Annotated in this window: 11 protein-coding genes and 1 pseudogene; 7 read left to right on the top strand and 5 right to left on the bottom strand. The window is 65.7% G+C overall.

Annotated features, from left to right (window positions below; all coding sequences use genetic code 11):
• Positions 1 to 448: 448 nt before the first annotated feature.
• A complete protein-coding gene (locus D472_RS24690; RefSeq protein ID WP_017603008.1) occupies positions 449 to 2,245 on the top strand; it encodes a serine/threonine-protein kinase in 1,797 nt (598 codons plus the stop codon).
• Between the two features lie 7 nt (positions 2,246 to 2,252).
• Positions 2,253 to 3,890, top strand: coding sequence for a serine/threonine-protein kinase (locus tag D472_RS27050; RefSeq protein WP_017603009.1), 1,638 nt, complete (start codon positions 2,253 to 2,255; stop codon positions 3,888 to 3,890).
• 305 nt (positions 3,891 to 4,195) lie between these two features.
• Here D472_RS27050 and D472_RS0102930 read toward each other — a convergent pair whose 3' ends face one another.
• Positions 4,196 to 5,428 carry a tyrosine-type recombinase/integrase gene (locus D472_RS0102930; protein WP_239642897.1) on the bottom strand — a complete coding sequence of 411 codons (1,233 nt, stop codon included), beginning with the start codon at positions 5,426 to 5,428 and terminating at the stop codon, positions 4,196 to 4,198.
• Positions 5,429 to 5,874: 446 nt separating this feature from the next.
• On the opposite strand from D472_RS0102930, the gene D472_RS27950 reads away from it, so the two are divergent.
• Positions 5,875 to 6,671 (top strand): IS5 family transposase gene (locus D472_RS27950; RefSeq protein ID WP_239642899.1). Its coding sequence is split into 2 segments (ribosomal slippage): positions 5,875 to 6,211 and positions 6,211 to 6,671, totalling 798 coding nucleotides; the frame shifts between segments, so codons are not numbered across the junction.
• 69 nt (positions 6,672 to 6,740) lie between these two features.
• Entirely contained in the window at positions 6,741 to 7,946 is a 1,206-nt protein-coding gene (locus D472_RS0102945) for an ISAs1 family transposase (RefSeq protein WP_152447883.1), read from the top strand.
• A 242-nt stretch (positions 7,947 to 8,188) separates the two neighbouring features.
• Here the strand turns inward: D472_RS0102945 and D472_RS28045 are convergent, their stop codons facing one another.
• Entirely contained in the window at positions 8,189 to 8,719 is a 531-nt protein-coding gene (locus D472_RS28045) for a hypothetical protein (RefSeq protein ID WP_152447884.1), read from the bottom strand.
• Between the two features lie 303 nt (positions 8,720 to 9,022).
• Complete coding sequence (locus D472_RS0102950) at positions 9,023 to 9,862, bottom strand: IS5 family transposase (RefSeq protein ID WP_017603014.1); 840 nt, start codon at positions 9,860 to 9,862, stop codon at positions 9,023 to 9,025.
• Between the two features lie 413 nt (positions 9,863 to 10,275).
• Between D472_RS0102950 and D472_RS29575 the strand changes: the two are divergent.
• Both D472_RS29575 and D472_RS27055 read left to right on the top strand, forming a co-directional pair.
• Positions 10,276 to 11,314, top strand: a pseudogene (locus tag D472_RS29575) (IS30 family transposase).
• Between the two features lie 91 nt (positions 11,315 to 11,405).
• Positions 11,406 to 11,972 (top strand): MarR family transcriptional regulator, encoded by a 567-nt coding sequence (locus tag D472_RS27055; protein ID WP_017603017.1) that lies wholly within the window; start codon positions 11,406 to 11,408, stop codon positions 11,970 to 11,972.
• Positions 11,973 to 12,183: 211 nt separating this feature from the next.
• Here D472_RS27055 and D472_RS0102975 read toward each other — a convergent pair whose 3' ends face one another.
• Positions 12,184 to 13,194, bottom strand: a complete 1,011-nt coding sequence (locus D472_RS0102975; protein ID WP_017603018.1) for a hypothetical protein — start codon at positions 13,192 to 13,194, stop codon at positions 12,184 to 12,186.
• Between the two features lie 441 nt (positions 13,195 to 13,635).
• The gene (locus D472_RS28975; protein ID WP_017603019.1) at positions 13,636 to 13,998 is read right to left on the bottom strand and encodes a helix-turn-helix transcriptional regulator; all 363 of its coding nucleotides are present in this window, start codon (positions 13,996 to 13,998) and stop codon (positions 13,636 to 13,638) included.
• A 447-nt stretch (positions 13,999 to 14,445) separates the two neighbouring features.
• On the opposite strand from D472_RS28975, the gene D472_RS0102985 reads away from it, so the two are divergent.
• On the top strand, positions 14,446 to 15,482 hold a 1,037-nt coding region (locus D472_RS0102985), incomplete at its 3' end, for a FecCD family ABC transporter permease (RefSeq protein WP_017603020.1).

The raw sequence follows: 15,482 nt of genomic DNA on the forward strand, positions 1-15,482 counted from the left end.
GTGCTCCGCAGTTTTGCTTCTAATCCGACGGTCGCAGGTTCGAATCCTGCCGGGTGCGCCACAAAACACCAGGTCAGACGGGCTTCTTCGCATTACCTCAAGTGGCCCTGTGAACTGATGGGACCAGGGTGGGACCGAGGTGAGACCAGGTCTTTTACCCACACCTCGTCCATGCTCGTGCTGGCAGGCTCTGCCGGGCTCCGAGGCGTCAGTCAAGAAAAACAGCTCGTTGCATCCCGTGCCGTCAGCAACGACACCACGTCGACCGAGTACCTACTACTCCAGGTTCAGCGATGGCCCTCTTGTGAGTGGCGGGAGGCGATCCCGGCACACACCGGGTAGTCCGCGTGACACGGAATAGTACAATTCCGGTGCTGCTCTGCCGGTGCTCCCCAGTGACAACACGATCCCTTCTACGCCTACCCCACCAGCCTCAAGGTGTCCCCCTGTGCGACCCCCCGACACAGTCATCCCTCCCCCCGGCGTCCTCCCCTGCACCTCCGAGGACCCCCCACGCCTGGGCCCGTACCGGATCATCGGCCGTCTGGGGGCCGGAGGCATGGGCGTGGTCTATGCCGCGGTCGACCGCGCCGACCGCCCGCTGGCGGTCAAACTCGTCCGCGCCGAGTACGCGGCCGATCCCGATTTTCGGGAGCGCTTCGCACGCGAAGTGCGTATGGTCCGCCGTGTCCGCGGTACCTGCCTGCCCACGTTCCTGAACGCCGACGTCACCGCTCGGCGACCCTGGCTAGCGACCGAGTACGTGCCCGGCCCCACCCTGCGCACGTATGTCACCGAAAACGGCCCGCTGACCGGCGAAGCCCTGATCGCGTTCGCCGCCGGTCTGGCCGAAGCACTCTCCTCTATCCACGCGGCCGATGTGGTCCACCGAGACCTCAAACCCGGCAACGTCCTTCTGAGCCCCAACGGCCCCAAAGTGCTCGACTTCGGTATCGCCCGAGCCCTGGAGGAAACCGCGCTCACCCGTACCGGTGGACTCTTCGGTACCCCTGGCTGGGTCTCACCCGAACGCTATGGCGGCGCGGCGCCGGACGCGGCGAGCGACATGTTCGCCTGGGGAGGCCTGGTGCTGTTGGCCGCCACCGCACGTTCACCCTTCGGCCGTGGCGACGCCGCCGAACTCGCACGCCGGGCTCTGGAGGAGGAACCCGACCTCACCGGTGTCCCTGACTTCCTCTTGCCGTGGGTGCGCGGCGCGCTGGCCAAGGATCCCGCCGCACGTCCCACCGCTGCCCAGATTCTGGCCGGTCTGGCCCCAGCTCCGCCAGAAGGCGACACCACACAGGTCCTGACCCGGATGTTGGGCCGTGACTGGCAGGTCGGAGCGATCCAGGACACCTCCGTGTGGGGGCAGGTCGCGCCCCGCCGTGCGCGTCGCATGCCTCGCTTTGCGGCCGCTGCGGCAGCCGTCGTCGTAACGGCCTCCCTGGGCTGGTTCGCCGGAAACCAGCTCTCCCCCTCGCCGGATCCACCCGATGTCACTGGTGAACAGCCTTCGGAGGCCGCAGAACCGCAAGCGCTCTCGGGGATCACCCACGGCGGCCCCAACCTGGTCGAAGGCGTCAGCGAGGAGGTCCGCGAGGACCTTACCGGTGTGTCCGTCCGTGCGCCGTCAGCCAACATCCTTGATGTGGCCACCACGACAGACACCCCCGTGCCCCCTGGCACCAACGAGTACTCCCGTTTCCTCGACGGAATGGAGGACGAGATCCACATCGTCATGCTCGGCACAGAACGTGTCACGGAGGGGCTGCGTATTCACGGACGTGTGGATCTCCTGCGTGAGGAGGGTGACTTCGTCCTGCACTCCAACGACTTCACTGTCGCCCGTATGCGCTGTTTCCAGGCGGGTTCGAATCCCCTCTGCGCCGATCTGGACTCGGGCGCCGATTTCATCAACTCCCGTGGGGACACTTTCGACACCTATCCCCTCGCTGATGAGGAGGTCCTGGCGATCCTTACTTCCGAGCAACCCAGTCAGGAGTTCTCCTTGACCGTGCTCGATCCACCATCGGTCAGCGAGCTCTACTACACTCTCACGGCCGACGACTTGTGGGGGTCCGACCGAAGAGTGAACCGCTCGGGCCCGGGGCGGGACCCCTTCGAGGAGAGCCTGTGCATCGACGCGGAGGCTCCCGCCTGGGCCGAGTACACCAAGTACACCTCCGGCGGCTACCACTGCGCGGAACCGGACATGAGCCTTCCCGAGAGCTACAACCGATAGGGAAACCGTGCGGCGACTGACCAAGGACGACCCGAAGGAACTGGGCGAATACCGCCTTCAGGGCCGTATCGGTGAGGGCGGCATGGGTGTCGTCTACGCGGGGATGCGGGCGGGTGATGGTCGGGTGGCGCTCAAGGTCGTTCACGACGGCATGGCCGCTGATCCGGAGTTCCGTGCCCGCTTCCGCCGGGAAGTCGCTCTGATGGGCCGGATACGTAGCCCTTTCCTCCCGCTCTTCCACGGGGCCGACCCCGACGCTGCGCGACCGTGGCTGGCCACCTCGCTGGAACCGGGGCCAACACTGGACCAGTACCTGCGCGCTGTCGGGCCTTTGAGCGCGGACATGGTCGTGGCGCTGGCCGTCGGCGTCGCGGAGGCTCTGCGCGCGATCCATGCGGCGGGGGTGGTGCACCGTGATCTCAAACCGGGCAACGTGATCCTGTCAGCGAAGGGGCCCAAGGTCCTGGACCTGGGCATCGCCCGCGCAGTGGAGGGCGAGGATCTGACCGCCACGGGGATGCTGGTGGGTACGCCGGGATGGATCAGTCCCGAGCAGTTCCACGGACACCCCGCCACCCCTGCCTCGGATCTGTACGCGTGGGCACACCTGGTGGTGTTCGCTGCCACCAGTCGGTCACCACTGGCGGTCACCGCCTCTCCCGACCAGGTCACCGCGCACACGTCGGGGGTGCCTCCCATCCTGGTTCCGCTCGTGACAGCCGCCCTGTCAGCGGACCCGACCCAGCGGCCGACCGCCAAAGACGTCCTGCGCAACACCCACGGGGGCGGCGGGGATCCCACCCCCGCGAGCACGTTGCGCCTGATGGAACGAGTCTGGACGCCTCCTCCCCGGCGCGCCAGCCGCGACCGGCGTCCGCGTCGACAGGTCCTAGCCCTCGCTTCTGCTGTGGCCGCAGTGATTCTTGTGTGCGGTGGCCTGGGTCTGTTCGTGCTCGGCCCGGACAGATCCGGTCAGGCTGCGTTGGAGGAAGGCTCTCAGGACGAAATCGGCTCGGATGAGAGCACCCGGACGGTGCCGAACGCTTACGAGGAAGGCGAGGCCTGGCCCTGGGGCCTGGCCACCGACTCCGCAGAAAGCGACGGGTGGTCCTCCCGTGTCGAAATCACCCGAGTGGACGCCGAAGTGGCCGATCTGCTCTCGGACCGTGAGGAGGGCGAGGAGTATGCCCGCTTCGAGCAGTCTGACGACAAGGGCAATGTAGTGGCGCTTGCCTTGTTCGACGCGATGGCGACGCCGAACGGTGTCGAGTTCGGCGGCTACCTCCTCGCGGAGGGCGACGAACCGCCGACCGTCACCTCGTCCTCGCTGTCCGCCCACGGAGCTGAGGGGTGGGCACCGCCACTGCACGCTTTGGAGGTGGTACCCCGCGCAGGCGAGGCGGTGCTACTGCGCTTCGCGCTCGGAGAACATACGGTGTGGGACGGCATGGACCCGTCAGTCACCGGTTTTCAGCCCTACCAGTTGGTCACCTTCCAGGGCGCCGACTACCAGGAAGAGGGAACAGGACCTCCACCGGTGAGTGTGTGTTACGTGCCTGGTGAGCGAGTTCCCAGCGACGACTATTGGGTGCCGCGCTACGGTCCTGGCGAGGGCTTCTCCACTAACTTCAGCGACTGCCTGTAGTCAGCGTTCGTCACGCGAAATCGCATCGTGCGACCTGACAAGTCTCCACCTCACGAGAGACTCGCGAGGGCGAAATCGGGCTTCGCTCCCTGTTGTGTGCTCCGTTTGTGCTCCGCAGTTTTGGACCGGGGCGTCAGCGGGCGGCACGGCGCGGCACAGAACGGCATCCGGATTCGGATGGCGCGGGACGCAACGGTACGTAGCGGCTCGTCACGATACGTAACCATGGCTTCTAATCCGACGGTCGCAGGTTCGAATCCTGCCGGGTGCGCCACAAAACCCCAGGTCAGAGGGGTCGCTTCACCTCACCTGAAACGGTCCCTTCTACTGATGGGACCAGGGTGGGACCGAGGTGGGACCAGCCCCTTGTTCACCCTGCGCACACTCCCCCTCCGATGGGTTCTGCCCGCATCACGTAGCACCAGCCACGCGGTCCGCTCCGCCGCCTCCCGCGCCACCTGAGGCAACACGCTGGAATAGGTATCCGCAGTCAACACGATGCTCGCGTGCCCCAGCATCGCCTGGACCACCTTCAACTCCACCCCCGCCGCCAACGCCAATGTCGCCGCCCCGTGCCGCAGATCATGTAACCGCACCGGCGGCAACCCACTCTCAGAATTGAGTGTGCGAAACAGGCGGGACAGACGATCAGGAGCCATCGGACCACCCCGCACAGCCGTGAACACCCACCCGCGCGGATCCCACACCCGCCCCTGGGTTTCGGCCTCGTTCTGCTGATGCCACTGGTGACGGCGCAACACCCCCAAGGTGGTGTGGTCCACCGACAGCATCCGTCGACTCGCCGCGCTCTTGGGAGCCAGCTCCACCAACCCGCCCCGGTGGCACTGGAGTTGGCGCACCACCCGCACCGTGCCGCCCACAAGGTCGATGTCGGGCCAGCGCAGTCCCACCACCTCACCGCGCCGCAGTCCGGTCATCACCGCCAGGTGGAACAGCGCGTACAACCGATGCTCACCCACATAGTGCAGGAAGTGGCGGGTCTGCTCCACCGTCCATACCGCCACCGCCGGCCGAACACCACCGTGGGCCCATTCGGCCACGGCCTGCTCGGTCCACACCACCGGCCGCTCCGCCACCCCAGGATCCAACCGCAGCCCTTGGGCGGGGTTAGAGGTCAACAACCCTTCGCGCACAGCGGTGTTCAACGCCGCCCGCAACGTGGCACGGATCCGCTGCACCGTGGCCGCAGACACCTGCTCCCCTGCCGGTGTGGTGCGGTGACGGATCTGTTCGAAGGCCTCCTGCACCAGGGTGGGGGTCAGCTCCTCCAACGGCACCGCACCCAGATGGGGTGTGAGGTAGCGGTGGATGTGCTCGGCGTAACTGGTGCGGGTCAAAGGCCGCAACCGGGTACGGGTGGCCAGCCACCGCTCCAACCACGCAGACAGCGTCAACACTGCCGGGTCAGTGTCGACCCCCTCCAGTTCCCGGGCCTGGCGCAGCCCTTCACGCGCGGCTTCCCGGGAAACGAACCCGCCCCGGCGCACCCGACGCCTACCGCCCGGTGTGTGTTCCAAGTCCAGGGTGAAGTACCAACTCCCATGACCGCGCCTTGCCAGTCCAAAGCAGCGCCCCTCTCTGGCCTTCGCGCTCTTGGTTCCTCGGCACCCGCACCGCTTGTACACCGAACCCGATCCGGACATGACCAACACCCCTGAAACCAGTGTCAGCCCTCAGACGGAAGCAAGTACAGGCGTCCTACTCCAGCCCCCGACGAGCAACTCTCCAGGGTCACCCTTCTTCCCTTGGAGAAAACCTTCCAGTACACGCATCAAGGTCGCTCTGGTCAGGGCTTCCCGCCATCAGATTCCAACGCGACCAGGGCTCGTTCAAGTTCCTGGATCACGCAGTTCATCCGATTTGACCTGGAACGATACACACAAAAGCAGGCACGGAACCCGAGATCATGAAGGTGTCTAAGAGCTCATCTCATTTGGATTCTCGATAGCCTGGCCCGGTGTCGATGGTTGAGCGGTTGGTGCCGGACAAACTGTGGGAGCTGTTTCAACGGGTGGTGCCCGAGGCACCCACCCGGCCTCAAGGTGGTGGGCGGCGCAGACACGGAGACCGCGAGGTGTTGGCCGCGATCATCTTCGTGGCGACCACCGGCTGTACCTGGGCCCAGCTCCCATCGGTCTTCGGCCCCTCCGGACCCACCGCGCACCGGCGTTTCACCGAATGGAGCCGGGCCCGGGTCTGGGCGAAGTTGCACCGTCTGGTCCTAGACGAACTCGGCGCCCGCGGTGAGCTGGACTGGTCACGGTGCGCGGTCGACTCGGTGAACATGCGTGCTCTCAAAGGGGGGACCTGACGGGTCCGAATCCTGTCGATCGGGGCAAGAAGGGCGCCAAGATCCACTTGATCACCGACCGGACCGGGCTTCCGATTTCTATGGCGATCTCGGGTGCGAACCTGCACGACAGCCAAGCGTTGCAACCGCTGATTCGCGCGATACCGCCCATCCGGTCCAGGCGAGGCCGCAGGCGACGCAAACCAGGCAAGCTCCACGGAGACAAGGGCTACGACTACAACCACCTGCGCCGATGGCTCCGCGAACGCGGAATCGTCCATCGCCTGGCCCGCAAGGGTGTGGAGTCCTCCAAGAGGTTGGGGCGCCACCGCTGGCAGGTCGAGCGCACCATGGCCTGGCTGGCCGGATGCCGCCGACTCCATCGTCGCTACGAGCGCAAGGCTGAGCACTTCCTCGCGTTCGCCGGCATCGCCTGCACATTGATTTGCTTCCGCAGACTCACCAAATGAGATGAGCTCTAAGCCACATGATCACGAAAGTCTGCCGTGCCTGCCCGCCCATCTTCGCCGATCCCGGCCGTGCTCGCCAAACTCGGCCCCCTGGACCCCGAGTCCATCACCGACCTGCGCCCCTACCTGGACACCGTTCCCGACCCACGCTCCCCACGGGGACGCTGGCACGCCCTGACCTGCATCCTGCTCGTGTGCGCGTGCGCCATCATCTCCGGCGCCAAGAGCATCGACGAACTCGCCGAGTGGGGCCAACGCGCACACCTCAGTGTCCTGGCCGCACTCGGAGCACGACCCCACCCCCTGGCCTGGCGTCGCTCACCTTCGGCACCCACCATCGACCGCGTGCTGGCACGCATCGACGGTGACGCGCTCGATGCCGCCATCGGTGCCTACCTCGCCGACCGACACCAGGCCACCGCTGACCAGGCCGAAGGCGAGGACACCCCGAGGCCGAGGCGGCCCGCGATCGCCCTGGACGGCAAAGCACTCAAGGGCTCAGCCCGCCTGGGGCAACGCTGCCGCCACCTGCTTTCCGCCATCACCCACCACCGCCCCATCACCCTCGCCCAGACCGAGGTGGGCGCCAAGACAGGCGAGACCCGGCACTTTCGACCCCTGCTGCGTGACCTGGACCTGGCCGGGTGCGTGGTCACCTTCGATGCCCTGCACACGGTCAAGGACCATCTGAGCTGGCTCGTAGGTACCAAGGAGGCCCACTACATCGCGGTGATCAAGACCAACCAGCCCCTCGCCCACCAGCAGATCTCGGGTCTGCCCTGGTCACAGGCCACCATCGCCTACACCCGATCCGAGACCGGGCACGGACGAGTCGAGTCTCGCTCGATCAAGGTCATGGCCATCGCTGACAGTCTCGGCGGTATCGCCTTCCCCCACGCCAAGCTGGCCATCAGGGTTCACCGCCGCCGTCGGCAAAGGGGCAAGAAGCAGACCCGCGAGACTGTCTACGCTCTCACCAGTCTGGACGCCCACCAGGCGACACCGGCCGAGCTGGCCGCTTACCTGCGGGGGCAATGGGCGATCGAGAACTCCAGCCATCACATCCGCGATGTCACCTTCGCCGAGGACGCCTGCACCGTCCACGCTGGCAACGCGCCCCGAGCGTTGGCGGCCTTGAGGAACCTGGCCAACGGTGTGCTCCACACTCTGCGGGCGGACAACATCGCCAAGACCACCCGCGCGATCCGGGACCTACCCGAACGAGCGTTGCCGTTCTTCGGGATCAGTTACGAACCCGACCCTTCAGGAACTTGAACGAGCCCTGCAACGCGACTGAGCATGCACCAACCCTACTGCCCTTCTCCGGCAATGGTCGACCCAACTCCCAGACCCCAGGAAACCGTGCGCGAACCCGTGACCGCGAATAAGAGTTCTGGGCATATCGCTCGCGTTAACTCGGCAAGCGAAGGAATCGCCCCGTTAAGCCATCAGGCCCTGCTCGGAGATAATCACTACGGTGGACAGAGAGCCCTGACGACCCACATGGGATCATCTCGCTACAATTGCCTCCCCACCCCCCATTCGGCAGAGGTGGCCAAACTAGGGCCGGAAACAGATTTGGCACCAGCAGCATAAAGCATCCACCAAAGCTCCTCAAATGGCACCACCGGCTCTCCGCGAGTATCTACGAATATACTCACATCACCCCCACCTGGGATAACAACATCCCACCAAACCCAACTCCTATCCTCAGGGTCAAATAGCGATATCCATTCATGTACCCCCCAAGCATCACCCTGGCGAGACCGGTAGTAGTTCTCGCAACCTTGCAACACGAAACCATCAGCCCCCTCCCCTTCGGGCTTAATATCATAAAAGGAAGCGAGAAACCACCCAGGGAGCGATGAGTAATCAAAATATTCACGCTCAAAACCCTGAGTAGAACCGATAAATATCACTGAAGCCATCACCTCCCTGAGCCGACAGGCGTACTCCCCTGATTTCAATAGAGGACTTACGTTCATGCGAACCATCACAGGAGGAGCCCCTCCTTTCGGCCCAAAACGAACCCGTTCTAACTCATCCACGAAGATCCTTTCACTGTCACAAGAGCCTCCCACTGCCAGGGACAATTCTCGCCATGAAACCGTCAATCATCCCCGACGGTAATCCAATCAACCCCGGAGAAACCTTAGGATCAGAAAGCTCCGGAGAATTACGGGATTCAATTTTCCAATCTTTCTTTGTGCCCGAATACCCCCTTGGCATGCGCTGAGGGAGAGCAGACCCAACAACACCGTCTACAACAGAACTAGGAACATCGAATGCAACGATGGTCCCCCCGGACCCGCGAAACCCCTGTGAATGACTTAGAGCGTGTTTGAGAAGGGTCAGGAAATGAGGTCTTCGCTCGTCCAAGCACGCTGACGGACGGTATCTCGTCCTCGGGCGAGGCGTCGGGCCATCTGACCGATCGCGGCCCAGCGCACCATCGCCTCGGACACCGCCGGGTCGCGCTCGTAGTCCCGTGCCAGACGACGGTGAGCGGTCAACCACGCCAGCGAACGCTCCACCACCCACCGCCGCGGGATCACCGCGAACCCCACCTGGCCAGGAGCCTTGCGCACGATATGCACAGTCGTGGCCACGAACCTCTCCGCCCAGGCCACCAGCTTTCCCGCGAACCCCGCGTCAGCGAACACGAACCGCACCGGCGTGCACAGGTACAGACTCAACAAGGTGGTCCTGGCCCCGTCCCGGTCCTGAACCGAGGCAGCCATCACGCACACCACCAGCAACAACCCCAGGGTGTCGGTGACGATGAACCTCTTACGGCCGTTGACCTTCTTGCCCGCGTCATAGCCCCTGGTCCCCTGGCCGACGGTGTCGGCGCCCTTGACGCTCTGGGAGTCGATGATCCCCGCCGAGGGCTCGCCCCCGCGTCCTTGAGCGGTGCGCACCCGACGGCGCAGCACGGCCATGACCTGCTCGGTGACCGTGGCTTCCTCCCAGCGGGAGAAGTACCAGTACACGGTTTGCCAGGGTGGGAAGTCCACGGGCAGGTGCCGCCAGGAACAGCCGGTACGCACCACGTACAAGATCGCGTCCACCACGTCGCGGCGGGGGTGCTTCTCGGGTCGGCCTCCGGTGTTGGCCGGTGGGAGCAGGGGCTCGATCAGGGCCCACTGCTCATCGGTCAGGTCAGAGGGGTAGGTCGGGCGTCGCGGCATGGGGCTCATGCTTGCGGCCTGACAGCAGCAGCGTGGGGGAAGTGCCCGGACCGTTACCCCTTCTCAAACACGCTCTAAGAATCATCTGTCGGACCATGAGAACCCTAACATTTGGCGCAGGAGTGTCAACAGCATGCACATTGACTTTATTTTGGACAGACCAACCCTGATCAGTAAATTTACACATTATTGCAGGTGGGGAGTGAGTCGTATATTTTTGCATTGGATGATTTTCTGCAGCTCAGGCGTGCGCTTGTTTCGGGCTGTCCGCATTTCGTCTTTATGGATGATAAGTGAGGTGGCCAGGGAGACTTCCAGCTTCATGGCTCTCGGACAAGGAGGAGACAGCCCGCGAACGAGGGGTTGGTGGTGTCATGCCGCCGTAGCAACACCGCAGGTCAAAGGGGTTGCTCATGGGGACACGACGGATGCTCACCCTGGAAGAGCGCGAGGAGATCACGCTCGCCCGCTCCCGGGGAGGGGCGTGGGCCAGATCGCTCGCCGGCTCAGCCGGGGCCACTCAGTGGTCAGCCGTGAGCTGCGCCGCAACGCCTCCAAGCGCGGCTATAGGACCAACACCACCCACAAGCGCGCCCGGGGCCGCCATGCACGCCCCCAACAACGACATGTGGACAACGGCCCCGTCATTCGTGAGCGGGTGCTGGGCGACCTGGGCCGGGGACACGCACCCCCGAAAGAACGCGGGCCGGTTGAAGCTGGAGGCCGACGATGCCAGTGTGGCACCCATGGAAGGCTCGACCTCCGCAGGTGACGCCCGCATCAGCCACGAAGCGATCTATACCTGGATCTACGCCCTACACAAGGGCGAGCTGGCCCGGCTCGGGGTGATGCTGCCTTCCAAGCGAGCCACACGACGTCCCAGGAGGAAGAATGGCCTGTCGGGCGGGCGGATCGTCGGCATGCCATCGATCCGGGAGCGACCCGCCGAGGCCGAGGGGCACCGGGTCCCGGGCATTGGGAGGGCGACCTCGTTATCGGCAAGGACAGCCAGACGGCTGCCATCACGATGGTGGACCGCCAGACCCGCTTCACGATGCTCCTCTGGCCCTGCCCCAGGGGAAGAAGGCCGACCATGTGGCCGATGTACTCATCGAGCACGTGTCGGGGTTGCCCGCGCTGGTGCGCAAGTCGCTGACCTGGGGCCAGTGCACGGAGTTGTGACGGCACGCGGCGTTGCCCGTGGCCACGGACCTGCCGGTGTTCTTCGCCGATCCACACAGCCCTTGGCAGCGGCCCACGAACGAGAACACCAACCGGCTGATCCGGGAGTACCTGACCAAGGGGACCGAGATCGTCCAGCGCCAGCCGTATCTGACCGCGATCGCCGAGGAGCTCAACAACCGGCCCTGCGCGTGCCTAGGGTTCTACACCCCGCAGAAGAAGATACACAAGCTCCTGATGGAGGGCGAGGGTCTTGCTTCCACGAATTGACACCACCGCATCTTTCCCCCTGCCACCTGGTTGAATAAGCCCTTATAGCACCCGTATTCCGGCCGCACACGCCCGCTCCCAGGAGTCCATCGTGACGATTGCCCAACGCGTCCTCGAGTTCCTGAGCACGAGCGGACGGGGATGGGATGACGACGAACTCGCTCGACAACTCGATGTGTCCCCGCGCCAGAGCATCAACCAGGCATGTCGAAAGCTCGCGAGCGAGGGACTCCTGCACCGTTACCAGGGCCCTGACGGCAAGATCGTCAACGCCATCGGCGGAACACAACCGACCGAGTCATCTATGCCGCCCGGCGCTTCGACCGAGCAGCAGCAGGCCGAACGCATCATCCTGGACGAGGCTGGCGCGCTGCTCGGAACCCGGTTGGACCCCCGCAAGATCCTCACGCCCACCGGGGTTCGGGTGGAAGTCGACGGGGCCGACCAGGACCTGACCGTGCTCGTGGAGGCGTGGGCGCATCAGGGGGTCGTCAAGTCCGCGCAGCGCCACAAGGTTTTGTCCGACGCGCTGAAGCTCGTATGGATCTCCTCCACGCTCTACCCCAGGCCGCGCATGGTGCTCTGCTTGTCCGACCAGGAAGCGGCCCGGCCCTTTCTCGGCGAACGCTCATGGGCGGCAGCCGCTCTGCGTGACTGAGCGTCGAAGTCCTGGTCATCGACCTACCCGAGCATGTGCGCGCTCGCCTGCGCCGAGCCCAGCACCGACAGCGCAGATAGGCCCCTGCATCAGATCTAGGCGGATTCCCCTCTGACGGGGCAGGCCCTACCGCCCGTGCGAAGGCGGAAGGTAACCGTCAGCCCGCGTGTCGCACAGCACCACACCAGCTCTCCTGGCCGATGCAGAAGGCTCAGGAGGTCTCCAGATCGCTGGTGGTGCGCACCCCGGGCTTGCGCAGAGCGGCCAGGGACACATACCTCTGGCCCATCGTCCACGCCCACGGGCGCCCCGAGGCGGCCACCGTGTCGTTGACCAACGGAACCTCCAGCACCACGGTCTCGGGATCCTGTGGCCCCGAGAGCAGGAACACCATGTACTTCTTACCCTCCTCACGGGCCCCGGTCTCCAACGAGGAGCGGATCAGGTCTGCGATACGGGCGTCCCGCCTGCCGTTGCCCTCCCGCTGCTGTGCTTCCTCATGGGTGAAGGGCACGTGGTCCTGGCGGGTGAGGATGCGGGCCAGGTGGGGTTGGATGGCCTGCTGGGCGTAGAAGCCCATGTGGGTCAGCCCTTCTCGGAAGGCCCGGCCGGGCTGGCAGATGTAGGCCGAGCCCTCCAGGTACTCGCCGTAGGCGATCCCGGCCGCGACGACCACTACATCGTCATGCGAGATGAGCCCTTCGGCCTCGAACAGCGCCTGGAGTTCGCGCAGGAGGAACCGGTCCCGTTCGGAAGGGGCGAGAAGGGTGTCGTCCAGGACTGCGGTGATGGCGTCGTGCAGGGCGGCGAAGTTGAACCACACCAGCCGCCTGTCAGCCAACTCCTCGACGATTCGGGGGCGGACCGGGTCGGGGGTGAGCACGAACACGAACCCCTTCCCCTTCAACGTCCTTCTCCCCTGTTCCTCGTCGAGGCGCTTCAGGTGGCCGGTGAGCTGTTTGGGGTCCTGGATGGCGTTGCGGGCGGTCTTGACCTCGAACAGGTAGGTGAAGTCTGCGGCGATCCGTGCGTCGGGGATCGTGCCCTTGCCGGTGGCGGGTTGGTTGGTGAAGACGACCGTTTCCAGGGTGGACTCTCCCGAGGCCTTGGCCAGGATCGTCTCGGTCAGGGACAGCCCCGCGCGTTCGAAGACGGCCAGCATGGAGGAGGTGATGCGGTTCTCGCCCTGGCTGTAGGTGGAGAACAACGGTGTGGAGGGCATCGGCCTGAACCTTCCCGGGAAACTACAGGGGGCGGCCATCATCGCGCATCTACCGGTATCGCGAACGTGATGGCCGGTAGAGGACATCCGCCCGGTTCGAACCGGATGACCCGAGAGAACCGAAAACCGGCCGAGGTTCTCGCGAGGTGCCATCGGACGCCACAAACAGGGTATGCGTGCTCCGTTTGTGCTCCGCAGTTTTGGACCAGGGCGTCACCAGGCGGTACCCCTTGACACGAAACGCCAGCAGTGTTCGGATGGATTGGGACGAAACGGCACCCCGTGGCACGTACAGGCACGAAAGCACCGGACTTCTAATCCGATGCCGGGTTCGGGGATCTTCGTTCATCCATCAGGTATCGACCTGCGAAGCGGAAAGCACGGACCCCACGACGGGCACAGCGAACAGGGCTTCGAGGCTCCGGGGCCGCGCACAGGACGTCACTGGGACCGGAGCCTCTCCGGACTCATCCCGGTGCCCCTCGGGAGGGCCGTGTTGAACGAACCGGCCGAGCGGAACCTCACCCGTTCGGCGACATCCACGATGCCCTCGCTTCGGGCGAACATCACGATCGCCTGCCGAATCCGAGCGGCCGCCCTCCACTGAGCGAAACCCATTCCGGCCTCGGCGAGGAAGGCTCGTGTAAGGGTCCGCGAGCTCACTCCGAGGTGGGAGGCCCAGGCCACCAGGGTCGTGGTTTCGGCCGGATCCTCCCGCAGGGTGGCGATGATCTGCCGCAGCAGGTCGGATCCGGGGCACCACAGCAGGAGTTCGCGTTCGGCCGGGGCCGGTAGGTCGAGCACCCTCGACACGGTCTTCGTCCGTGATTCGGGACCGAGCTTGTCCTCCCCGACCGGCCGAGCAGTAGCCGGAGCAGAAGGGCCACCTCGCCCGACACCGGCCGGCCGGTCCGCCAAGGGGCGCCACCCCACGAACGCTGAAACGGTCGCCGACCAGGCGCCACGCTCCTTCCACGGCGGCTCGCGCGCGGGAGAAGCACTTCTCCCAAAAGGTCTCGTGGGCGATGACCTCGACGCCGCCCCACTTCACGAAGGGCACGTCGATCTCACCCGTCACGCAACCGGGAAGCCGGCGCGCCGGGCGGTGTGCGGGTCGGCCACGGCCACGCCCTCCAGGCCAGGCGGACCCCGATCAGGACGAGGCGGGTCGGAGTGGCGCGAAACTGTGTTTAGAATGAAAACCGTTTTCATTTCCTTGATCCGACGATCCCTGCTCGAAAGCGAGGTCGGATGCGGCACGCCCCCGCTCCCCCCGACACATCGACCGATTCCCTCCCCGGTGTCTCCTCCTCCCCCGAGCCCTCGGCACAGGACCGCCCCCTGGCCACCCCCACCGGAACCGCCCTGCTCACGCTGGGACTGACCCTGGCCCTGGGCGCCTCCGCACTCGTGGCGATCGGTCTGGGCGCGGCCGTGGTCCCACCCGCCGAGACCGCCCGTTACCTGTGGGCCGCGCTGACCGGCGGCACCATCACCGCCGACGAACTCACCCGTTACCAGGTCGTCTGGCAGATCCGGGCGCCCCGGGTGCTGCTCGCCGCCGTGGTCGGTGCCGGCCTCGGCGCCGTGGGCGTGGCCGTGCAGGCCATGGTGCGCAACGCCCTGGCCGACCCCTACATCCTCGGCGTCTCCTCCGGGGCCTCCGTGGGCGCGGTTCTGGTGAGCGTTCTGGGAGGTTTCTCCCTGTTGGGCGTGCACGCCGTCTCCGCCGGGGCGTTCGTCGGTGCCCTGGCCGCCACCCTGCTCGTGTACGCCATCGCGCACGACCGGATGGGGGTCACCCCGCTGCGGCTGGTCCTGACCGGGGTGGCGCTGTCCTTCGGTTTCCAGGCCATCATGAGCGTGATCGTCTACCTCTCCCCCTCCAACGAGGCCGCCGGCACCATCCTGTTCTGGACCATGGGCGGTTTCGGGGCCGCCACCTGGGGCGCGCTGCCGCTGGTGGCCGCCGTCGTGCTGCTCGGGGTGGTACTGCTGCGCTCTTTGGCCCGCCCGTTGGACGTCATGGCGCTGGGAGACGAGACCGCCGCGAGCCTGGGGGTGGACGCCCATCGCCTGCGCCGATGGCTGTTCGTGGTCACCGCCCTGATGACCGGCGCGATGGTGGCGGTCAGTGGGGCCATCGGGTTCGTGGGGCTGGTGGTCCCGCACATCGTGCGCATCCTCGTGGGCGCCGACCACCGCCGCGTGCTGACCGTGGCCCCGCTGGTGGGCGCGGTCCTCATGGTCTGGGTCGACCTGGTCTCGCGAGTGGCGGGGGGCCCCCG

It is taken from the genome of Nocardiopsis alkaliphila YIM 80379 (assembly GCF_000341005.1).
Classification (GTDB): Bacteria; Actinomycetota; Actinomycetes; order Streptosporangiales; family Streptosporangiaceae; genus Nocardiopsis; species Nocardiopsis alkaliphila.

Coding starts and splice junctions, on each gene's coding strand:
- D472_RS0102950 (WP_017603014.1), bottom strand. CDS start 9,862: ATGCCGCGACGCCCGACCTACCCCTCTGACCTGACCGATGAGCAGTGG.
- D472_RS0102975 (WP_017603018.1), bottom strand. CDS start 13,194: ATGCCCTCCACACCGTTGTTCTCCACCTACAGCCAGGGCGAGAACCGC.